This window comes from Bradyrhizobium sp. KZN70725 (assembly GCF_055264925.1).
This window is the reverse complement of sequence record NZ_JBUYWT010000055.1, coordinates 18,543-38,433: the sequence shown is the minus strand read 5'-3', so window position 1 is coordinate 38,433 and position 19,891 is coordinate 18,543. Positions and strand designations below refer to the sequence as shown.

Here is a 19,891-nt window from a genome sequence, read left to right as displayed (position 1 = left end):
ACACCGACGGACCTTGTGCCATGCGCCAGTTCACGTTGCCGGACCTTGGTGAAGGTCTTGAAGAAGCCGAGATCGTCACTTGGTACGTCAACGAGGGCGATCACGTCGTGACCGATCAGCCGCTCGTTTCGGTCGAGACCGACAAGGCGGTGGTCGAGATACCGGCGCCGTCGAGCGGACGCATCGCGCGCCTGTTCGGTGCCAAGGGCGATATCGTGAAGGTCGGCGCGCCGCTCGTCGAGTTTGCCGAGGACGCCGGGCAGGACACCGGCACGATTGTGGGCGAACTCGACACCGGCGAGCAACGGCCGGCGCCAGCAACTGCTTCGCCGCCCAGCGGGCAGGGAGCCCAAGTGTTTCCGGCAGTGCGCGCCCTTGCGCGCAAGCTTGACGTCGCGCTCGATCTCGTCGAGGCGACCGGGCCCGGCGGCACCATCACGCGGGCCGATGTTGAGAGGGCGGCGAAGCGGATGTCTCACAGCGGACCCGCCGAGCCGCTGCGCGGCTTGCGCCGCGCGATGGCCCAACGCATGACGGCAGCGCATGCGGAAATCGTCCCCGCGACGGTCACCGATGAGGCCGACATCGACGATTGGCGGCAGGGCGAGGACGTGACAATCCGCCTGGCGCGGGCGATCGCCGCTGCCTGCAAGGCAGAGCCCGCGCTCAATGCCTGGTATCATTCCGATACGGGAGAACGGCGCCTGATCGAGCGCATCGATCTCGGCATCGCCGTCGACACCGGCGGCGGCCTGATCGTTCCCGTGCTGCGCAATGTCGCGGAGCGGAGCGTGTCGGACCTGCGGGCCGGACTCGACCGTCTGCGAGCCGACGCAATCGCGCGCGCGATACCCCCGGAGGAACTGCGCGGTGCGACGATCACGTTGTCGAACTTCGGAATGATCGGAGGCCGGTTTGCCAATCTCATCATCGTGCCGCCGCAGACGGCGATCGTCGGCGCCGGGCGGATTTCGGAGCGCGTGGTCGCGCTTCGGGGGCAGGTTGCGGTCCGACGCACGCTGCCGCTATCGCTGACCTTCGATCATCGGGTGGTGACGGGCGGCGAAGCTGCCCGTTTCCTGGTTGTCCTCAAATCCGACGTTGAGCGCATTTCGTGACATCACTCATCCGCGAGACAGGCAGGAGCGTCACGGCTCCTGGCTTCGTCCCGCAGGTGCATCGACGAGGAAGGCCTCGTCGACCGGCACGCCGAGCGCCGTGACCAGCCGGTTGGTCTCGGCGGCCATGCCGACGATTGCCAGCATTTCCTGATATTCGGCGTCGGTCATGCCCTTGGCGCGGGCGCTCGCGGTGTGCGAGTGAATGCAATAGCTGCAGCCGTGGGCCACCGAGACGGCGACGTAGAGCATCTCCTTGACCTTCGGGTCGAGTGCGCCGGGTGCCATCACCTCCTTGATGCTCTCCCAGGTCCGCCGCAGGGTCTTCGGATCATGCGCCAGCGCGCGCCAGAAATTGTTGACGAAGTCCGAGTTCCGCGTCTTGCGGATGTCGTCGAAGACGGCGCGTGCTTCCGCCGAGAGCTCGTCGTCGGAAAGCAGTTTTACGGTGGCCATTGCTTGTCCCGCTGGTGTGGTTTGAAGCAGCGATCATAGCACCCCTGCGGACATTGCGAGGAGCGAAGCGGCGAAGCAATCCATGCCTCCGCAAGCGATCAGATGGATTGCTTCCCGGAGCCTGTCATCGGGCGCGCGTTCGCGCGACCCGTTGGCTCGCAATGACGGACGCGGAGAGGGATCAGCGCTACGACTGCGTCTGGCTCTGCCACTGTCCGGGGCGGCCGGCCTGGTCGACCTTGACCGCGACCGTCAGCGTCTCGTTGCCGCCGCCATAGCGGGTGCCGCGGACCGGGGCGGCGCCGAGATAGTCGAGGCCGATCGCGACGCGGGCATGGGCGTCGGTGGTGCAGATGCCGTTGGCGGCGTCGAAGCCGATCCAGCCGAGATCGGGCACGAAGGCCTCGGCCCAGGCGTGGCCGGCCTGCTGGTTGACCATGCCGTCGGAGCGCAGGAAGTGGCCGGAGACGAACCGCGCCGGAACGCCGCCGGCGCGCGCGCAGGCGATCAGGATGTGCGCGTAGTCCTGGCAGACGCCGCGCTTCAGCGCGAACGCCTCGGCGGCCGAGGTGGCGCTGTTGGTCGGGTCCTCGTCGAAGGTCATGTGCTCGTAGATCTGCACCATCAGCGCGTGCAGGAAACCGAGCACGTCGGCGCCGGCTTCCGCGCGCAGCTCGCGCACGATGGCCGTCATTGCCGGGTTGAGATCGGTCAGCGGTGTGGGACGCAGGAACAGGCTCGGCGGAAACCGCTCGTCGCTGCCGCGCAGCACGCCGCCGGTATCCTGGGTCTCGATCAGGCCCTCGCAATGGATCGTGAGGTCGGCGATCGAGCCGTGCGTCAGCACATGGGTGACGTTGCCGAAGGCGTCCTCATGGGTGTCGAGCCGGGAATCGGTCGAGACGTCGATCTGCCAATCCGCGACATACTGGCCGTCATGGCTGCCGGGCGTCATCCGCAGAATCTGGATCACGCCCGAGGCCGCCGGCTCGTAACGATAGGTGGTGGTGTGGGCTATCCGCAGGCGCATGGCTCAACCGGTGTTCAATCGGTTTTTTCAGGGCAGGAGTGTCATGCCCGGACCCTTCCCGGGCACCCACGTGTTTCTTCCTAATCGGCCGCGAAAGCAAGATGTCGATGGCGGTCACCTACGTCACGAAAGACGCGCTTCGCGCTTTTGCCCGGCCATGACGAGATTTTGCCTCAAAACCGGTCAGATCAGGTACTGCTTGGTGATGATCTCACCGAGCCGTGAGTTGTCCGCGATGAACTCCTGGATGAATTCGTGCACGCCGTGCTGGAAGATATCGTCCATGTTGCTGTGCTCGAGCCGGTTCCTGATGCCGCGGGCATGGCGTTGCGAGGCGCCCTGGCGGCCATAGGCGACGCCGATCTGGTCGAGGTTGCGCACGAGGTTGCTGTAGCAGCTCGCAAGCGAGCGCGGCAGCGTATCGTTGAGGATCAACAGGTCGGCGATCAGCCAGGGCTTCAGGGTTTCCCGGTAGACCCAGTGATAGGCGGTCGTTGCCGACACCGAGCGCAGAATCGAGGTCCACTGGTAGTAATCCAGCGGGCCGCCGACATGCTCCTCCTCGGGTAACAGCATGTGATACTTCACGTCGAGAATCCGCGCGGTATTGTCGGCGCGCTCGAGATGGACCCCGAGCCGCGAGAACCAGTAGGCGTCGTTGCGCAACATGGTGCGGTAGGCCGAGCCGTCGAAGCGCAGCGAGGTCTCCTGTACGAAGCGCAGGAATTTGGCGAGCTCCTCGCGGTTGGCGGGACCCTTGTTCCAGACCGCCTGCAGCTCGATCCACGCCGAATTGATGGTGTCCCACATCTCCGACGTCAGCGCTGTCCGTACCGAGCGTGAATTGAGCCGCGCCGCCTCGATGCAGTTCTTGATCGAGGACGGATTTTCCGACGAGAAGGAGAGATACTCGATGACGTTCCGCTCGTCGGCTTCCTCATAGTGATCGTAGAAGCTTGCGCCGACGCCGGCGGTGAGCAGTGCGGAATCCCACTCATTGGTCTTGCCGACATAGGCCGCGGGCAGCGCGGTGACGCGCAACGTCGCATCGATGGTGCGCGCCAAATATTCGGCGCGTTCGACATAACGGGCCAGCCAGAACAGGTTTTCGGCGGTGCGCGACAGCATGCGATAGTCCCTACAAGGCGAAACGTGTTTCACCTCCCCCTGAAAGGGGGAAGTCGACGCGCAGCGGCGAGTGGGGGTTTTCTCTCCATTCGGCGTATGCGGCCGACCCCCACCCCGACCCTCCCCCTTGCAGGGGGAGGGAGGGCTCGCGCAGCGCGTTTGGCTTCAAATCACTCACTCAGTATCCAGGTGTCTTTGGTGCCGCCGCCCTGGCTCGAATTGACGACGAGCGAGCCTTCCTTTAGCGCGACGCGGGTCAGCCCGCCGGGCACGATGGTGGTGTGGCTGGAGCCGGTCAGCACGAACGGGCGGAGGTCGACATGACGCGGCGCCAGCCCCTTGTCGGTGCAGGTCGGGCAGGTCGACAGCGCCAGCGTCGGCTGGGCGATGAAGCCTTCCGGCTCGCGCTTGAGCTTGTCGCGGAACGCCTCGATCGTCGCCTTGGTGGCGGCGGGGCCGATCAGCATGCCGTAGCCGCCCGAGCCGTGCACCTCCTTGACGACGAGGTCGGCGAGGTTGTCGAGCACATAGGACAGATCCTGCGGTTCGCGGCAGCGCCAGGTCTGCACGTTCTTCAGGATCGGCTCCTCGCTGAGATAGAATTTTACGATGTCCGGCATGTAGGAATAGATCGCCTTGTCGTCGGCGATGCCGGTGCCGACTGCATTGGCGAGCGTGATGTTGCCGGCGGCGTAGGCCGACATCAGCCCGGGGACGCCGAGCGCGGAGTCCGGCCGGAAGGTGAGGGGATCGAGAAAATCGTCGTCGACGCGGCGGTAGATCACGTCGACCCGCTTCAGCCCCTCGGTGGTGCGCATGAACACCTCGTCGTTCTTGACGATGAGGTCGCGCCCCTCGACCAGTTCGATGCCGAGCTTGTCGGCGAGGAAGGAGTGCTCGTAATAGGCCGAGTTGTAGACGCCGGGCGTCATCAGCGCGACTGTCGGCTCGGCGGAGGCGCTGTGCGGCGCCACCGACCGCAGCGCCGACAGCAGCTCGTCCGGATAACGGTCCACCGGCGCGACGCGGTGCCGCGCGAACAGGTCCGGAAACAACCTCATCATGATCTCGCGGTTTTCCAGCATGTAGGACACGCCGGATGGCGTGCGCGCATTGTCCTCCAGCACGATGAAATTGTCGGGATCGGTGCGGATGATGTCGATGCCGGCGATGTGGACGTAGATGTCGTGCGGCACGTCCTGGCCGTTCATCTCCGGCCGGAACACCGGGTTCTGGAAGATCAGGTCCTCGGGGATGACGTTGGCGCGCAGGATGTCGCGGCCGTGATAGATGTCTTTCAAGAACATGTTGAGCGCGAGTACGCGCTGCTTGAGGCCCTTCTCCAGCAGCGTCCATTCGGTCGCCGACATGATGCGGGGGATGACGTCGAACGGGATCAGCCGCTCCTGGGCCTCGGCATCGCCATAGACCGCGAAGGTGATGCCGATCCGGCGGAACAGCAGCTCCGCTTCCTGGCGTCGATATTCGAGCGCATCCGGCGGCGTCTCTTTGAGCCAGCGGGAGAGCTCCTGGTAGGCCGGGCGGAGATCCTCGCCGAGGCCATTCATCTCGTCGAACGCGACTGCCATATAGCCCGACTGCCCTCCCAAGCCCTGTGACACAGTGCATGACTTGATGGGATGGTAGCAAGGGGCGGGCCAGCGCGATATGCATTGGCTTGCGGCATTTGCTATGGGTGAGGTGGAAGGCCTGCCCGAAAAACCGGCTGAGGTCTGCTTAATTCGGCGGCAAAACCCCGTGACATCAAGGCATTGGATCGGCAATGTCAGGGGATCAAGTTAGGGAATGAGACCATGAGCGAGATCGTCACGGCGGGGATATTGGTGATCGGCGACGAGATCCTGTCCGGCCGGACCAAGGACAAGAACATCGGCTTCATCGCCGAATACCTGACCAACATCGGCATCGACCTGAAGGAAGTCCGCGTCGTCGCCGATGACGAGGCCGACATCGTCTCCGCCCTTGATGCGCTGCGGCATAGGTACGCTTACGTGTTCACCACCGGCGGCATCGGGCCGACCCATGACGACATCACCGCCGACAGCGTGGCGAAGGCGTTCGGGGTCGATATCCATCATCACCCCGAGGTGGTGGCGCGGTTCAGGGAGCGCTGGAGCGAGCAGGACCTCAACGAGGCGCGGCTGCGGATGGCCCGGGTGCCCGACGGCGCCGAGCTGATCCAGAGCGCGACCATCCTGGCGCCGGGCTTCAAGCTCGGCAATGTCATCGTGATGGCCGGCATCCCCAGCATCATGCAGGCGATGATGGACATCGTGGCGCCGACCCTGAAGTCCGGCGTGCGGATGCTGTCGGATTCGGTCAGGGCCGATGCGCGGGAAGGCGACATCGGCGGCCCGCTGCGGGCGATCGCGGAAGCCAATCCCGACACCATCATCGGCAGCTATCCGTTCCAGGACGAGAACCAGAAGCCGAACACCAATCTCGTGGTCCGCTCGCGCGATCCGGAAAAGCTCGCCGCGGCGATGATCGCGGTGAAGGAGATGCTGAAGCAAGTGCAGGCCGCGCAGAAGAAGCCGGCGGGTTGAGACGATATGGCTGAACGAAATTCCGAACCGAGTGCACAGGAGCGAGCCGGCAGGCCGTTTCCGGTCTCGTGGGATCAATTCCATCGGGACTGCCGGGCGCTGACCTGGCGGCTCAATGAGGTCGGCCCGTTCCAAGCGGTGATCGCGATCACCCGCGGCGGGCTGGTGCCCGCGGCGATCGTGGCGCGCGAGCTCGGCTTGCGGGTGATCGATACCGTCTGCGTCGCCAGCTACGACCACGACAAGCAGGGCGACCTGAAAGTGCTCAAGGGCATTTCGGAGCAGACTGCCAAGCTCGGCGGCGGCACCGGCAAGGGGCTCTTGATCGTCGACGACCTCGTCGATACCGGCAAGACCGGCAGGCTGGTGCGCCAATTGCTGCCCGATGCGCATTTCGCGACCGTGTACGCCAAGCCGAAGGGCCGGCCGCTGGTCGACACCTACATCACCGAGGTGTCGCAGGACACCTGGATCTACTTTCCCTGGGATACCGCGCTGTCGTTCCAGCCGCCGATCCGCGACGGGGCGGCGTGAGGAGTCACCTCGCCCCGCTTGCGGGGAGAGGTCGATCGCGGAGCGATCGGGTGAGGGGGAGTCACCGCGAGTTCATCTCTCACTATCTTTGCGGACAAGCCCCTCACCCCAACCCTCTCCCCGCAAGAGCGGGGCGAGGGGGAAGTAAGAAACATGCCCCTGCAAAACCGCGTCACGCCCACCGGCGACATCGTCGCGACCGACCATCGCGGCACCTTCACCGGCAATCGCGGCATCATCCACGATCCGGCGACGCGCACGCTGCTGAACAAGCGCTGGTCGAGCCCGGCGTGGCTCACCTGCGTCTGCGAGTTCAGGGGACGGCGGCGCGAGGTGATGAGCCGGCAGAGCTGGACCGAGCTGTTCTTCCTCGATGAGGCCACCGCGTTCGCGGCCGGACACCGGCCCTGCTTCTACTGCCGCCGTGACGATGCCAAGCGGTTTCGCAGCTGCTGGGAGCAGGGCAACGGCGTAAGCGATCTCAGCGCCAAGGCGATGGATGCGGTGCTGCACGCCGAGCGGCTCGACCGCGGCAAGAAGCGGCTGCATCCGCTGCCGATGCGATTGCGCGACTTGCCCGACGGGACGATGGTGCAGGCGAGCGGGGAGAGCTACCTCGTCGCCGACGGCGCCACGTTGCGCTGGTCGTTCGCCGGTTACAGCCGGGCCGACGTACCCGAGCCGGCCATGCTGCTGACGCCGCCATCGACGTTGCGCGCCTTCCAGGCCGGCTACCGGCCGGTGTTGCATCCGAGCGCGATGGCCGTTCTGGGTTGATTGGCCGGCGTCATCCTTACGCCAGCCGCTGCCGCGCCAGCTTGGCACCGGCGCCCAGCGCGATCAGCTTGGCTTCCGCGATGTCCCGCCGCATCGGCGCCATGCCGCAATTGGTGGTCGCGATGATGTTGCCCTTCGGCACGTGCTTCGCGACCGCCTCGATCACCTTGACGACGTCCTCCGCGGTTTCGATCTCGTCGCTGGCGACGTCGATCACGCCGGCCTGCACGATCTTGCCGGGGAGTGCCGCCAGCAGTTCGATCGGCACCTTCGAGTTGCGGCATTCGATCGCGACCTGCTGGATCGTGCTCTTGTCGATGACGGGAAACGTCTCCTCGTATTGCCGCCACTCGCCGCCAAGCGTCTGCTTCCAGTCGGTGTTGGCCTTGATGCCGTAGCCGTAGCAGATGTGCACGGCGGTGGCGCAGGTCAGACCTTCGGCGGCGCGCTCCAGCGCCTTGATGCCCCAGTCGCGCACTTGGTCCATGTAGACGTTGAAGGCGGGCTCGTCGAACTGGATCATGTCGACGCCGTCGGCCTGCAACGCCTTCGCCTCCTGATTCAAAAGCTCGGCGAAAGCGAAGGCCATCTTCACGCGATCGCCGTAATACTTGTCGGCGATGGTATCGATGATCGTCATCGGGCCGGGCATGGTGAATTTCAGCCGGTTCTTGGTGTGCGCGCGGGCCGCACGGGCCTCGCTCTCGTGGACGCGCCCCTTGAGCTGCAGCGGTGCGACCACCTGCGGGACCATCGCCTTATAGCGGTCCTTGCGGATGCCCATCTCGACCTTGTGGGCGAAATCGATGCCCTCGATCCGCTCCAGGAAGCCGTGCACGAAATGCTGGCGCGCCTGCTCGCCCTCGGTGACGATGTCGACGCCGGCATCTTCCTGCAGCTTGACCGCAAGCACCGTGGCATCGCGCTTGGCGCGGGCGAGCTCGGTGCCCTCCGACTTCCAGGGTGCCCACAGCATGTTCGGCTCCGCCAGCCATTCCGGCTTCGGCAGCGAGCCTGCGATCGTGGTTGGAAACAGCATGGGTGCCTCCTGTTGGGTTCTGATTGAGCGCTTGTGTGCCATGTCCTAAGGTGGAGGTACAGAACAACAAAAGTCTTTGTGACGGGGAATAGAACGCCGATGATCGATCTGCACTACGCGCCGACGCCGAACGGCTGGAAGATCTCGATCATGCTGGAGGAACTGGGGCTGCCCTACAAGGTGATCCCGGTGAACATCCGCGCCGGCGAGCAGTTTCGGCCCGAATTCCTGGCGATCAGCCCGAACAACCGGATCCCCGCCATCGTCGACCATGCGCCTGCCGACGGCGGCGGGCCGTTCTCGGTGTTCGAGACCGGCGCGATCCTGATCTATCTCGCCGACAAGGCCGGCCGTTTCCTGTCCAGGGAGCTACGTGCGCGGTCGAACGTCATCCAATGGGTGATGTGGCAAATCGGCGGCCTCGGGCCGATGCTCGGCCAGCACGGCCATTTCGCGCTCTATGCGGCCGAGAAGATTCCCTACGCGATCGAGCGCTACCGCGACGAGACCGCGCGGCTCTATGGCGTGCTCGACCGCCAGCTCGGCAGGACCGGCGCCTATATCGCCGGCGACGACTATTCGATCGCCGACATCGCCTGCTTCCCCTGGACCATGACCCACAAGGCGCAGGGTTTTACCCTCGACGATTTCCCGAACATCAAGCGCTGGTACGCCACCGTGCGCGCCCGCCCGCAGGTGCAGGCGGGGCTTGCGATCGGAAAATTCGTCAAGGAGCCGTTTGACGAGGAATCACGCAAGAACATGTTTGGCCAGCGTGCGAAGGAATTGGTCGAGAAGAAATGATGCCCGTTATTCCGCGGCGCGACACAGTCGCGAGCCCTGCGCCTTGCGGTGCATCCCGGAATGACGAGAATGAATGTGGAAAAGACAAAGGGAAACGCCATGATCGAATTCTTCTTCGACTGCTCCAGTCCGTGGACCTATCTCGCCTGGCACAACATCCAGCCGATCGCGAAGGAGTTCGACGCTCCGATCGCCTGGCGGCCGATCCTGGTCGGCGGCATCTTCAACACCGTCAATCCGTCGGTCTACGCGCAGCGCGAGAAGCCGGTGCCGCTGAAGGCGCGCTACATGAAGAAGGATCTCGCCGACTGGGCGCGTTCGGCCGGCCTTGCGATCAAGATGCCGCCGACCGTATTCCCGGTGAACAGCGTCAAGGCGATGCGCGGCTGCATCCTTCTCGGCAACGAGAAGATGGTGCCGTTCGCACGCGCGGTGTTCGAGGCCTATTGGGGTGACGACAAGGACATCTCGCAGGATGCGGTGCTGACCGAGATCTGCACCAAACTCGGGATCGATCCGGCGCAATTCCTTGCCGGCATCGGCGACCAGGCGATCAAGGATCAACTCAAGGCCAACACCGAGGAGGTGATGGCGCGCGGCGGCTTCGGCTCGCCGACGATCTATCTCGACAAGACCGACATGTATTTTGGCAACGACCGCTTGCCGCTGATCCGCGAGGCGCTGGCACGCCTCAAGGCGCGGGCCGCCTGATGCCGAAAGCCGTCGTTTGCCGCGGGCTCGGCCCGCCCGAGCGTCTGCAGCTCGAGAACTTTGCCTCGGTGCCCTTGCAGCCGGGCCAGGTGCGGGTTGCGATCCGGGCCGCCGGGATCAACTTTCCCGACATCCTGATGGCCGCGGGCGAGTACCAGCTCAAGCCGCCGCTGCCGTTCACGCCGGGGTCGGAAGCCGCCGGCGACGTCGTCGAGGTCAATGGAGCATCCGGTGTCGCCGTCGGCGACAAGGTGATCGTCAAGATGCGCTTCGGCGCCTATTGCGACGAGACGGTTGCAACGCCGTCGCAGCTCGTGCCGGTGCCGTCGACTTTCGACTACGCGGAAGGCGCGACTTTCCTGGCCGCGCACGGCACCGCCTATCATGCGCTGATCGATCGCGGGCAGATCAGGCCGGGCGAGGTGCTGCTGGTGCATGGCGCCGGCGGCGGCGTCGGACTTGCCGCGGTCGAGATCGGCAAGCTGCTCGGCGCCACCGTGATCGCCGCGGCTTCGAGCGAGGACAAGCTTGCGATCGCCAAGGCGCGCGGCGCGGACCATCTCGTGCTCTATGCGCGCGAGCCGTTCCGCGATGCGGTCAAGCGCCTCACCGACGGTCGCGGCGCCGATGTCGTGTTCGATCCTGTCGGCGGCGAGGTGTTCGAGAACTCGATGCGCTGCATCAACTGGGGCGCGCGGATTCTCGTCGTCGGCTTCACCGGCGGCATCGGTCTTGCCCGCACCAATCTGTTGATGATCAAGGGCGCGAGCGTGCTCGGCGTTCGCGCCGGCGAGGCGGTGCGCAAGGATCCCGCGCTCGGCGAGGTCAGGTTCAAGGCGCTGAGCGAATGGGCCGAGGCCGGCCGGGTGCGGCCGAATATCTCGCATCGGCTGCCGCTGGAAGACTATGCGAAGGCTATGCGGCTGTTGATCGAGCGCAAGGCGATCGGGCGTGTGGCGCTGCTGACGAGGCCGTGAATCCACAGCGTCCAAATTCTACAGTGCAACCAAATGACGCGATGGGCCTGACGTTCAGGGAATCGAACCCGGGTCCGTCGCGTGATATCCTCTGCCGGCTGAGTGTCGTTGCAGGGGGGAGGATATGACATGCGTATCGCTGTGATGGCGGCCGGTGCCCTCGGCGGTTATTTCGGAGCACGTATGGCTGCGGCAGGGCACGACGTGTTCTTTATCGCACGCGGCTCCAACCTCGAGGCGATCAGGAAAAACGGTCTCAAGGTCGAGAGTGTGCTCGGCAATCTTCATTTGCCCGAACCCAACGTGACCGATGATCCTGCCACGGTCGGCCCGGTCGATATCGTGCTGTTCGCCGTCAAGCTTTGGGACAGCGAGACGGCAGCCAGGTTGTCTCTCCCCCTGGTCGGACCGCGCACCCGGGTGATCCCGCTGCAAAACGGGGTCGATAGCGCCGAGAGGATCGCCCCGATTCTCGGCGCCGACAATGTGGTCGCCGGAAGTGCCTACATTGCTACAGTGCTGTCCGCGCCTGGCGTCGTCACCCACACGAGCCAGTTCGCGCGCATGGTCTGCGGCAGAACCGACGGTAAGCCCGATGACGGCCTCAAGGCCTTTGCCGACGCCGCTCAAGCGGCCGGCATCGACATCTCGGTGTCCGACGGGATTGACCGCGAGCGCTGGCAGAAATTTGTATTCCTCGTCGGACTATCAGGCGCGACCGCAACGACTCGCCAGCCGCTGGGGCCGATCCTGGCCGACCCGGATACGCGAGCGTTCTTTTACAGCCTGATGAGCGAGGTGGTGGCGGTCGGCCGTGCCAGGGGCGTTCCCATTCCGGAGAATTTTGCCGAGGACCGAATGAGATTCGCGGAAGCCTCGCCGCCCACCTTCAAGGCTTCCATGCTGCACGATCTCGAACGCGGCAACCGGCTCGAACTCGACTGGCTCGCCGGAAAGGTGGTGGAGTTCGCCCGCCCGCTTGGCATTCCTACGCCAGCCAACAATGCGGTCTATGCCATGCTCAAGCTGCACAGGATGGGTAACGCCCACGCCTAGTCCACCTGACGATTTGTGCTGAATTTGCCTTCTTGCAAGAACGCGATGGTCTGCGCGACCGCTTCCTTGTTGCGCACCAGCCAGGGATGCGAGGTGCGGATCACGATGTGATCGGCCATGCCCTCGAGCCTGGTGTTGGTAACCGACACCCGGCCGTCATGCGGCCGCGGCAGGGCCATGGAGGTGATCGGATAGACCGAGCGGTTGCCGGCAATGATGCCGGCGGAATAGTCGATCGGCGGCAGCAGCGCGCTGGTCGCGGCATCGCGGCGGGTGACGAGCTGCTGGCCGGCCGGACCGAAATAGGCGCGATAAGCCGCGAGGTTCTTCAGGCGGTCGGCGATCTCGCTGCCGCCGTTCGGCGTGCCCAGCATCACGACGCGGCCGAGCCGCGCCGGGCGATGCCTTGCCAGATAGACGCGCGCCAGAAGCCCGCCCATGGAATGGCAGACGAAGTTCACGGAGCCGTCGAGGCTCTCTGCGAACCGATCGAGCGAGGGGCGGATGTCCTGGGCCAACACGTCGAGTGGCTTGCGCCGGCTGTCATAGTCGAGATTGAGGGTGGCAAAGCCGGCAGCCCTCAGCGTCAGCTCCATCCTGCGAAACGAGCGCGCCGTCCTGCTGATGCCGTGCAGCAGGACGACGCCGTCAAGTGTGGACGCCGCTTGACGCCGGTCGCTCACTTATAGTCGCGCTCTTGCCACCACGGGAAATAATCGGGCATGTCCGACGACACCTTGTTCTTGAACTGCGCGGGGCGCTTCTCCAGGAACGACACCACGCCTTCCTTGACGTCGTCGGAGCGGCCGCGGGCATAGATGCCGCGGCTGTCGACCTTGTGCGCCTCCATCGGATCGTCGGCGCCCATCATGCGCCACATCATCTGGCGGATCAGCGCCACCGACACCGGCGCGGTCTTGGCCGCGAACTCCTTGGCGAGCGCACGCGCGGTCGGCAGCAGATCGTCCGGCGGCACCACCTTGCTGACGAGCCGGCCGGCGAGCGCTTCCTGCGCCGGGAAGACGCGGCCGGAATAGCACCATTCCAGCGCCTGCGAGATGCCGACGATGCGCGGCAGGAACCAGCTCGATGCGGCCTCCGGCACGATGCCGCGCTGGGAGAACACGAAGCCGAAGCGCGCGGCGTCGGAGGCGATGCGGATATCCATCGCAAGCTGCATGGTGACGCCGATTCCGACCGCCGGGCCGTTCACCGCAGCGATGACAGGCTTCAGGCACTTGAAGATGCGCAGCGTCACTTGCCCGCCGCCGTCGCGCACCTGCGGGTCGCTGTAGTCGACGCTGCCGTCGGCATTGCGCTTGACCGGACCGCGCCGCGCATCGCGGTCGAACGTGTTGGCGCCGGAGGAAAGATCGGCGCCGGCGCAGAAGCCGCGGCCCGCACCTGTCACGATGATGGCCCTGACATCGTCGTCCTTGTCGGCTTTGTCGAACGCGTCGATCAGCTCCCGCTGCATCGTGGCGTTGAAGGCGTTGAGCTTGTCGGGCCGGTTCAGCGTGATGGTCAGGATATGCTCGGCGACCTCGTACTTGATCGTCTCATACGCCATGGGGATGATTTCCTCTCGGTTTTCTTGAATGAACGGCGCTGGCGCGCGTCTCCATCCAGTTAACCCGGCAATCATCCCTTGTGAAGAAGAGGGATGCGCAGGCTTGGCCCCGCGCATCCCGACTTGCGTTGAGGCGCTGCTTTACTTCTTCGGCGGCGCGGGCCACGGCTTCTGCGGGCCGCGCAGGCCTTCGAACGCCTTGCCCATGCCGAGCACGCCGATGTCGTCGAAGCGGCGGCCGATGATCTGGACGCCGATCGGAAAGCCCTTCTTGTCGTAGCCGGCGTTGATCGACAGCGCCGGGTTCTCCGACATATTCCACGGCACGGTAAAGCAGATGTGCTCGAACGGCTTTGCGGGGTCGTTGAGCGGCGCCGCGAACTCGGCCGGGAAGTTCACCACCGGCGATACCGGCGAGACCACGTAGTCGACCTCGCAGAACAATTTCGCGGCGGCCGCGCGGATCGCCATCGTCATGTTGAAGCCGCGCACCACATCGACGCCGGAGAGCTTTGCGCCGGCTTCTGCCCAGTTGAGGATGTAGGGCAGGGTCTTGCCGCGGTCGGCCTGCGACAGTTTCGACAGCTCGTCCCAGGTCCTAGCGCGCCAGAAATTGTCGAGCCCTTCGAGCATCTCGGGCGTCAGGATGCCGTCGATCTCGGTGATGACGGCGCCGGCGGATTCGAACGCCTTCGCCGCCTTGACGACGATTTCGCGAACCTCCTTCTCGACCTTCTGGCCGGAGCCGGCGTCGAGCATCAGCCCGATGCGCAGCTTGCGCGGCGACTTCTCCAGCGCCTTCCAGTTCACCTCGAGCGCCGGCAGGCTCATGCCGTCGCGGCGATCGGGACGCGACAATACGCTCATCATCAGCGCGGCGTCGTCGACGGTGCGGGTCATCGGACCGGCGACGCGGCCGACATAGGGCGGGTCGATCGGCACGCGGCCGAGGCTCGGTTTCAATGCGACGAGGCCGCACCAGTTGGCCGGCAGCCGCACCGAGCCGCCGATATCGGTGCCGAGATGCAAGGGACCGTAGCCGGCAGCACCTGCCGCGCCCGCGCCGGCGCTCGAGCCGCCGGGGTTCTTGCTGACATCCCAGGGATTGCGGGTCAGGGGATGGAACGAGGACAGGCCCGACGACAGCATGCCGTAGTCCGGCATCGTGGTCTTGGAGAAGATCACGCAGCCGGCCTCGCGCAGCCGCGCGGCGGGCGGTGCATCCTTCTCCGCGGGCGCCAGCTTGACGCTCGCCGCGCCCAGCGGCGTCGGCTGCCCCTTGGTCGCGACATTGTCCTTGATGGTGGCGGGAACGCCATCGAGCGTGCCCGCCGGCTCGGCCTGTTGCCAGCGCTCGGTCGAGGTCCTGGCGACCTTCCGCGCCCCTTCCGGGTCGTACAAATACAGCGCCTTGATGTGCGGCTCCCAGGTCGCGACCTGGGAAATGATTTCCTCCAGCACCTCGGACGGCGAGAACTGCTTGGCACGATAGCCGGCGAGCAGGTCGACGGCGGAGAGATCGTGCAGCGACGTGATGGCGTCCCCTTTGGGCTTATGCATGCGCACCTGCCGGCATGCGTTTCTCGATGATGCGGGCGAACATGCTGGCGCCGATCGGCAGGATCTTGTCGTCGAGAACGTAACCGGGATTGTGAACGGGCACGGAGCCGTCATGGCCGACCCAGAAATACGCGCCGGGAATGGCCTGCATCATGTCGGCGAAATCCTCGCTGCCCATCTTCGGCGTCGAGCGCGTGATGACCTTGGCGGGGTCGACGACGGTGCGCGCGACTTCCTCGACCACGCGGGACTGCTCTTCCTGATTCACCAGCACGCTGAAGCCGTCGCGGATCTCGACCGAGATTTCGGCGCCATATGCCGCCGCAAAGCCGGCGGAGATTTCGCGCATGCGCTTGCGGATCAGCTCACGAATCTCGTCGGAGAAGCAGCGCACCGTGCCGCACATCCAGGCTTCGCCGGGAATGACGTTGTACGCCGACCCGGAATGGATCTGCGTGATCGACAGCACCGCAGCCTGCAGCGGATCGACGTTGCGGCTGACGATCGACTGCAACGCCTGTCCGAGCGTCATTGCGATCACGACCGCGTCCTTGGAGCGCTCCGGCATCGCGCCATGCGCGCCGTAGCCCTGGATCCTGATGTCGAAGAAGTCGGCTGCGGCCATTGCCGGGCCCGGCAGGATCGCGATCTCGCCATGGTTGAGGTCCGGCGCGTTGTGCAGGCCATAGACCTCGTCGCAGGGGAACTGCTTGAACAGGCCGTCCTTGATCATGGCGCGGGCGCCGCCGAGGCCTTCCTCGGCCGGCTGGAAGATGAAATGCACGGTGCCGTCGAAATTGCGGGTCTCGGCGAGATAGCGCGCCGAGCCGAGCAGCATCGTGGTGTGGCCGTCATGGCCGCAGCCGTGGAAGCGGCCGGGAATGGTCGAACGCCACTTCAAATTGGTGTTCTCTTCCATCGGCAGCGCGTCCATGTCGGCGCGCAGGCCGATCTTCTTGGTGCCGTTGCCCTTGCCCTTGAGCACACCGACAACGCCGGTGCCGCCGAGGCCGCGATGCACCTCGATGCCCCAGCTCGTCAGCTTGTCGGCGACGATGCCCGAGGTGCGGACCTCCTCGAAGCCGATCTCGGGATGTGCATGCAGATCCCGTCTGATGGCGGTGAGTTCGTCGGCAAAACTGTCGATGCGCTCAATGGTCGGCATGGCTCTCTATCCGTTTGTGCGTGATGGGGAGGTGGGTGTGAAAGTAGGGCCGTTCGGCTTGATACGAATGCCGGGACGCAAATGTTTCCACGGCAGCGTGGCGGTATCGGCGGGCATCGCGCCGGGGGCGGCGCAGATCAAGAGCTTCTCGGCGATCGGCTCGAAATCGGCGCGGAAATGCACCGAGCTCTTGTTGACCAAAATCTTCTGTGCCGTCGGCTCGATGCCGACATAGCGGTACATCGCCTGGTCGGCAAGCTGGGCCTTGTAGGAGCCGACCACGACGCGCACGTTGCCGACCCGCAGGCAGGCCGAGGGGCCCATGTCCATGTCGCGGCCGCCGAAATAGGGACCGGGAGCCACGAATTTTCCATCCGAGAGCTGCTCGACGACAAAAGTCTCCCGGTATGGCGCGTCGCCGGGAATGCCGGACTTGCCACCGAGCTCGAGCGTGACTGATGCCCCGACCCCGGCGGTGTGCGCGGCCTTCGCGGATTGCGGGTCGTAGATCACGCCGGTTGCGGCACTCGCCTTGTTGCGCACCAGCGCGCGCAGCATGCCGGTGGTGTCGGAATCGCCGCCGGCGCCGGGATTGTCCTGGGTGTCGGCGATGATGATCGGCCGGCTCGCCGATTTCGCCAGTTCCATCGCCAGCCGCACGCCTTCGTCGGGCGAATAGATCCGGCCGTCGAAATCGTCCTCATGGCTCTCGACCAGGGCGACGACCTTGTCGGCGGCGGCATCCGCATCGGCCTGGGTCCGGCCGTACGCGAATACGCTCGGCCCGCAATCCCTGAAATCGGCGGCCGGGAAGCCCGGCGCAAACGACAGCGTCGGCACCGCGTCGCTCTCGAGAGCGGCGAGCTTCTGATAGATGCCTTTGGTCGGCTGGTCGTTGGTGCATTGCCAGCTGATCGGGATCAGGAACGGCAATTGCCGGAACGCCTTTGCGAAGCGCTGCCTGGACTTGAGCATCAGCGCCAGATGCCGGGCGCAGGCGCGGCCGGTTTCGGCCATGTCGACATGCGGATAGGTGCGGTAGGCAATCAGCGCATCGGCATGCTCGATCATCTTTGGCGAGACATTCGCATGCAGATCGAGGCTCGCCACCAGCGGCAGGTCGTTGCCGATCGCCTTGCGCACGCGGGCCAGCGTTTCGCCTTCACCGTCGTCATAATGCTCGGTGACCATGGCGCCGTGCAGGTCGAGATAGACGGCATCGATCGGTCCGGCCGCAGCGATGCCGTCGACCATTTCCGTCACGATCCGCTCATACGCATCCTTGCTGACATGCGCCGACGGGCTCGCCGCGGCGAAGATCGTCGGCACCAGCTCCCAGCCATTGGCTTCCGCCGCCTCGACAAAGCCGGCGAGGCCGACATTGATCTTGCGCATGACCTTGAGCACGTCGGCGCCATGCGTCATCGACGGCCAGCCGCCGCCATGCACGAAATCGTCATAGGTTGCCTTCGTCGGTGCGAAGGTATTGGTCTCGTGCAGGAAGCCGCCAACGGCAATGCGGGTCATCAAGTCGGTCTCGATACGTTTCTTCGATCATAACGACGCGCGTCATGATCTCATCTCGTTGGTTGGAGCGTGATCTCCGGGGAAGACCGGCGTCCACCTTCAGGGCCACGCTCTAGCGCGCGACGTTAAGCGTGTCGTCGCGCCCAGCGCAAGCCGGGGAGCACCAGCGGATTTGCATGCCCTGTGGGCGGAAAGGCTTGAGGCTAAAGACCTAGGCCGTCGCCACAATGCCTTCCGAAACGGGGCGGAAGTTGGCGAAGTCCCAGCCGCGTCCGGGCGCCGCATCGAGCAGCGCGCGGGTATAGGCTTGCTGCGGATTGGTCAGCACCTCGGCGGCCGGTCCCTGTTCCACGACGCGGCCATGCTGCATCACGGCGACGTCGTCGCAGATTTGTGCGGCGACGCGCAAATCATGCGTGATGAACAGCAGCGCGATGCCCAGCCGGCGCTGGATTTCGTCAAGCAGATCCAGAACCTGCGCCTGCACCGAGACGTCGAGCGCGGACACCGCCTCATCCGCGACGAGCACGTCGGGATCGAGCGCCAGCGCGCGCGCGATCGCGATGCGCTGGCGCTGGCCGCCGGAGAACTGGTGCGGATAGCGCGAGATCGCGTCGGGCGGCAGATGGACGAGCTCGAGCAGCTCGCGCGCCCGCGCCAGCGCGTCCTTGCGCGGCATGCCGTAATTGACCGGGCCTTCCGCGATGCTCTCGCCGACGGTGACGCGCGGATTGAGCGAGCGGTAGGGGTCCTGGAAGATGATCTGGATCTTCTGGCGATGCGGCTGCAACAGCCGGCGCGACAGGTCGGAGATCTCGCGGCCGGCGAGGCGTACCCCGCCCGAGGTCGGATCGATCAGGCGGACGATGCAGCGCGCCACCGTCGACTTGCCGGAACCGCTTTCGCCGACGATGCCGAGCGTGCGGCCCTTGCGCAGAGTGAGCGTGACGTTGCTGGCGGCGGCGACCTCGCGGGCTTTGCCGTACAGCGACCGCTCCCGGTAGACCTTGCTGAGCTCGTTGGCTTCCAGCACCACGGGCTCGGTCGTCTCCGGGCGCGGCGCGCGCGGCACCAGGCTCGGCACCGAGGACAGGAGGTTGCGGGTGTACTCCATCTTCGGATTGCGCAGCACGTCCTGCAGCGGGCCGGTTTCGACCAGGCGGCCGTGCCGCATCACCGCGACGCGGTCGGCGATCTCGGCCACCACGCCCATGTCGTGGGTGATAAACAGAACCGCGGTGCCGTGATCGCGTTGCAGGTCGCGGATCAAGGTGAGGATCTGCTTCTGGGTGGTGACGTCGAGCGCGGTGGTCGGCTCGTCCGCGATCAGGAGCTTCGGCTCCAGCACCAGCGCCATCGCGATCATGATGCGCTGGCGCTGACCGCCCGAGAGGCGGTGCGGGTAGGAGGAGAAGATGCGCTCCACGTCCGGCAGCCGCACATGCTCCATCATCGCCAAAATCCTCTGGCGCCGTGCGCGGGCATCGAGATCTGTGTGGGCGCGCAGCACCTCGTCGATCTGGCGGCCTACCGGCACCACGGGATTGAGCGCGGTCATCGGCTCCTGGAAGATCATCGCCATCCGCGTGGCGCGGAGTTGCCGCAGCCGCCGGTCGCTGGCGGTGAGCAGTTCCTCGCCGACCAGTTTGACGCTGCCGCCAGACGGCACCAGCGTGCCTTTCTGCTGCAGGCCCATCACGGTGAGCGATGTCACCGACTTGCCCGAGCCGCTTTCGCCGACCAGGCACAGCGTCTCGCTTTCACGTACCTGCAGCGAGAGGTCGTCGATGATGCGATGCGCATCCGCCTTGCGGCCGAGGCCGACGACGAGATTGCTGATGTCGAGGACGACGTTGGTCATGTCAGGGTCTC

At 65.4% G+C, this 19,891-nt stretch carries 19 protein-coding genes; 8 read left to right on the top strand and 11 right to left on the bottom strand.

What is annotated here, in order from left to right; all coding sequences use genetic code 11:
* The first annotated feature begins 20 nt into the window (after positions 1-20).
* Positions 21-1,118, top strand: a complete 1,098-nt coding sequence (locus ACZBJS_RS34205; protein WP_057019098.1) for a dihydrolipoamide acetyltransferase family protein — start codon at positions 21-23, stop codon at positions 1,116-1,118.
* Positions 1,119-1,148: 30 nt separating this feature from the next.
* On the opposite strand, the gene ACZBJS_RS34200 is transcribed toward ACZBJS_RS34205, so the two are convergent.
* From ACZBJS_RS34200 to ACZBJS_RS34185, 4 genes are all read right to left on the bottom strand, one after another.
* Positions 1,149-1,574, bottom strand: a complete 426-nt coding sequence (locus ACZBJS_RS34200; RefSeq protein ID WP_076830207.1) for a carboxymuconolactone decarboxylase family protein — start codon at positions 1,572-1,574, stop codon at positions 1,149-1,151.
* A gap of 187 nt (positions 1,575-1,761) precedes the next feature.
* Entirely contained in the window at positions 1,762-2,604 is an 843-nt protein-coding gene (locus ACZBJS_RS34195) for a transglutaminase family protein (protein ID WP_168858053.1), read from the bottom strand.
* A 183-nt stretch (positions 2,605-2,787) separates the two neighbouring features.
* On the bottom strand, positions 2,788-3,732 hold the full coding sequence (locus tag ACZBJS_RS34190) for an alpha-E domain-containing protein (protein ID WP_016846373.1): 945 nt from the start codon (positions 3,730-3,732) through the stop codon (positions 2,788-2,790).
* 170 nt (positions 3,733-3,902) lie between these two features.
* Entirely contained in the window at positions 3,903-5,321 is a 1,419-nt protein-coding gene (locus tag ACZBJS_RS34185; protein ID WP_168856780.1) for a circularly permuted type 2 ATP-grasp protein, read from the bottom strand.
* A gap of 225 nt (positions 5,322-5,546) precedes the next feature.
* Here ACZBJS_RS34185 and ACZBJS_RS34180 point away from each other — a divergent pair, with 225 nt between their 5' ends.
* The 3 genes from ACZBJS_RS34180 to ACZBJS_RS34170 all read left to right on the top strand — a co-directional run bounded on the left by ACZBJS_RS34180 (position 5,547) and on the right by ACZBJS_RS34170 (position 7,610).
* Entirely contained in the window at positions 5,547-6,299 is a 753-nt protein-coding gene (locus ACZBJS_RS34180; RefSeq protein ID WP_057019093.1) for a competence/damage-inducible protein A, read from the top strand.
* Positions 6,300-6,305: 6 nt separating this feature from the next.
* A complete protein-coding gene (gene gpt, locus ACZBJS_RS34175) occupies positions 6,306-6,833 on the top strand; it encodes a xanthine phosphoribosyltransferase (protein WP_057019092.1) in 528 nt (175 codons plus the stop codon).
* A 153-nt stretch (positions 6,834-6,986) separates the two neighbouring features.
* Complete coding sequence (locus tag ACZBJS_RS34170) at positions 6,987-7,610, top strand: hypothetical protein (RefSeq protein WP_057019091.1); 624 nt, start codon at positions 6,987-6,989, stop codon at positions 7,608-7,610.
* Between the two features lie 16 nt (positions 7,611-7,626).
* On the opposite strand, the gene ACZBJS_RS34165 is transcribed toward ACZBJS_RS34170, so the two are convergent.
* Positions 7,627-8,649 carry a methionine synthase gene (locus ACZBJS_RS34165; protein WP_316398873.1) on the bottom strand — a complete coding sequence of 341 codons (1,023 nt, stop codon included), beginning with the start codon at positions 8,647-8,649 and terminating at the stop codon, positions 7,627-7,629.
* Between the two features lie 99 nt (positions 8,650-8,748).
* On the opposite strand from ACZBJS_RS34165, the gene ACZBJS_RS34160 reads away from it, so the two are divergent.
* The 4 genes from ACZBJS_RS34160 (at position 8,749) to ACZBJS_RS34145 (ending at position 12,197) form a co-directional block, all read left to right on the top strand.
* Positions 8,749-9,453: a glutathione binding-like protein gene (locus tag ACZBJS_RS34160; protein WP_316398874.1), complete on the top strand. Its 705-nt coding sequence runs from the start codon at positions 8,749-8,751 to the stop codon at positions 9,451-9,453.
* Positions 9,454-9,552: 99 nt separating this feature from the next.
* Entirely contained in the window at positions 9,553-10,164 is a 612-nt protein-coding gene (locus ACZBJS_RS34155) for a 2-hydroxychromene-2-carboxylate isomerase (RefSeq protein ID WP_316398875.1), read from the top strand.
* Positions 10,164-11,141, top strand: coding sequence for an NADPH:quinone oxidoreductase family protein (locus tag ACZBJS_RS34150; protein ID WP_316398876.1), 978 nt, complete (start codon positions 10,164-10,166; stop codon positions 11,139-11,141). Before ACZBJS_RS34155 ends, ACZBJS_RS34150 begins: the two co-directional genes overlap by 1 nt.
* Before the next feature lie 129 nt (positions 11,142-11,270).
* A complete protein-coding gene (locus tag ACZBJS_RS34145; protein ID WP_316398877.1) occupies positions 11,271-12,197 on the top strand; it encodes a ketopantoate reductase family protein in 927 nt (308 codons plus the stop codon).
* On the opposite strand, the gene ACZBJS_RS34140 is transcribed toward ACZBJS_RS34145, so the two are convergent.
* The 6 genes from ACZBJS_RS34140 to ACZBJS_RS34115 all read right to left on the bottom strand — a co-directional run bounded on the left by ACZBJS_RS34140 (position 12,194) and on the right by ACZBJS_RS34115 (position 19,880).
* The gene (locus ACZBJS_RS34140; protein ID WP_316398878.1) at positions 12,194-12,880 is read right to left on the bottom strand and encodes an alpha/beta hydrolase; all 687 of its coding nucleotides are present in this window, start codon (positions 12,878-12,880) and stop codon (positions 12,194-12,196) included. The genes ACZBJS_RS34145 and ACZBJS_RS34140 overlap by 4 nt on opposite strands.
* A complete protein-coding gene (locus ACZBJS_RS34135; protein ID WP_316398879.1) occupies positions 12,877-13,767 on the bottom strand; it encodes a crotonase/enoyl-CoA hydratase family protein in 891 nt (296 codons plus the stop codon). The genes ACZBJS_RS34140 and ACZBJS_RS34135 overlap by 4 nt, the downstream gene beginning before the upstream one ends.
* A gap of 141 nt (positions 13,768-13,908) precedes the next feature.
* Entirely contained in the window at positions 13,909-15,327 is a 1,419-nt protein-coding gene (locus ACZBJS_RS34130) for an amidase (protein ID WP_316398880.1), read from the bottom strand.
* Complete coding sequence (locus tag ACZBJS_RS34125) at positions 15,320-16,492, bottom strand: M20 aminoacylase family protein (RefSeq protein ID WP_016846360.1); 1,173 nt, start codon at positions 16,490-16,492, stop codon at positions 15,320-15,322. Before ACZBJS_RS34125 ends, ACZBJS_RS34130 begins: the two co-directional genes overlap by 8 nt.
* Positions 16,493-16,498: 6 nt before the next feature.
* A complete protein-coding gene (locus ACZBJS_RS34120) occupies positions 16,499-18,019 on the bottom strand; it encodes a M81 family metallopeptidase (RefSeq protein ID WP_316398881.1) in 1,521 nt (506 codons plus the stop codon).
* 211 nt (positions 18,020-18,230) lie between these two features.
* On the bottom strand, positions 18,231-19,880 hold the full coding sequence (locus ACZBJS_RS34115) for an ABC transporter ATP-binding protein (protein ID WP_253639501.1): 1,650 nt from the start codon (positions 19,878-19,880) through the stop codon (positions 18,231-18,233).
* Positions 19,881-19,891 lie beyond the last annotated feature (11 nt).

Excerpts from the sequence above, each read along its gene's own strand:
- ACZBJS_RS34160 (WP_316398874.1), top strand. The coding sequence starts at position 8,749 with ATGATCGATCTGCACTACGCGCCGACGCCGAACGGCTGGAAGATCTCG.
- ACZBJS_RS34125 (WP_016846360.1), bottom strand. The coding sequence starts at position 16,492 with ATGCCGACCATTGAGCGCATCGACAGTTTTGCCGACGAACTCACCGCC.
- ACZBJS_RS34130 (WP_316398880.1), bottom strand. The coding sequence starts at position 15,327 with ATGCATAAGCCCAAAGGGGACGCCATCACGTCGCTGCACGATCTCTCC.
- ACZBJS_RS34135 (WP_316398879.1), bottom strand. The coding sequence starts at position 13,767 with ATGGCGTATGAGACGATCAAGTACGAGGTCGCCGAGCATATCCTGACC.
- ACZBJS_RS34120 (WP_316398881.1), bottom strand. The coding sequence starts at position 18,019 with ATGACCCGCATTGCCGTTGGCGGCTTCCTGCACGAGACCAATACCTTC.
- ACZBJS_RS34170 (WP_057019091.1), top strand. The coding sequence starts at position 6,987 with ATGCCCCTGCAAAACCGCGTCACGCCCACCGGCGACATCGTCGCGACC.
- ACZBJS_RS34155 (WP_316398875.1), top strand. The coding sequence starts at position 9,553 with ATGATCGAATTCTTCTTCGACTGCTCCAGTCCGTGGACCTATCTCGCC.
- ACZBJS_RS34145 (WP_316398877.1), top strand. The coding sequence starts at position 11,271 with ATGCGTATCGCTGTGATGGCGGCCGGTGCCCTCGGCGGTTATTTCGGA.
- ACZBJS_RS34150 (WP_316398876.1), top strand. The coding sequence starts at position 10,164 with ATGCCGAAAGCCGTCGTTTGCCGCGGGCTCGGCCCGCCCGAGCGTCTG.
- gpt (WP_057019092.1), top strand. The coding sequence starts at position 6,306 with ATGGCTGAACGAAATTCCGAACCGAGTGCACAGGAGCGAGCCGGCAGG.
- ACZBJS_RS34190 (WP_016846373.1), bottom strand. The coding sequence starts at position 3,732 with ATGCTGTCGCGCACCGCCGAAAACCTGTTCTGGCTGGCCCGTTATGTC.
- ACZBJS_RS34200 (WP_076830207.1), bottom strand. The coding sequence starts at position 1,574 with ATGGCCACCGTAAAACTGCTTTCCGACGACGAGCTCTCGGCGGAAGCA.
- ACZBJS_RS34165 (WP_316398873.1), bottom strand. The coding sequence starts at position 8,649 with ATGCTGTTTCCAACCACGATCGCAGGCTCGCTGCCGAAGCCGGAATGG.
- ACZBJS_RS34205 (WP_057019098.1), top strand. The coding sequence starts at position 21 with ATGCGCCAGTTCACGTTGCCGGACCTTGGTGAAGGTCTTGAAGAAGCC.
- ACZBJS_RS34180 (WP_057019093.1), top strand. The coding sequence starts at position 5,547 with ATGAGCGAGATCGTCACGGCGGGGATATTGGTGATCGGCGACGAGATC.
- ACZBJS_RS34115 (WP_253639501.1), bottom strand. The coding sequence starts at position 19,880 with ATGACCAACGTCGTCCTCGACATCAGCAATCTCGTCGTCGGCCTCGGC.
- ACZBJS_RS34185 (WP_168856780.1), bottom strand. The coding sequence starts at position 5,321 with ATGGCAGTCGCGTTCGACGAGATGAATGGCCTCGGCGAGGATCTCCGC.
- ACZBJS_RS34195 (WP_168858053.1), bottom strand. The coding sequence starts at position 2,604 with ATGCGCCTGCGGATAGCCCACACCACCACCTATCGTTACGAGCCGGCG.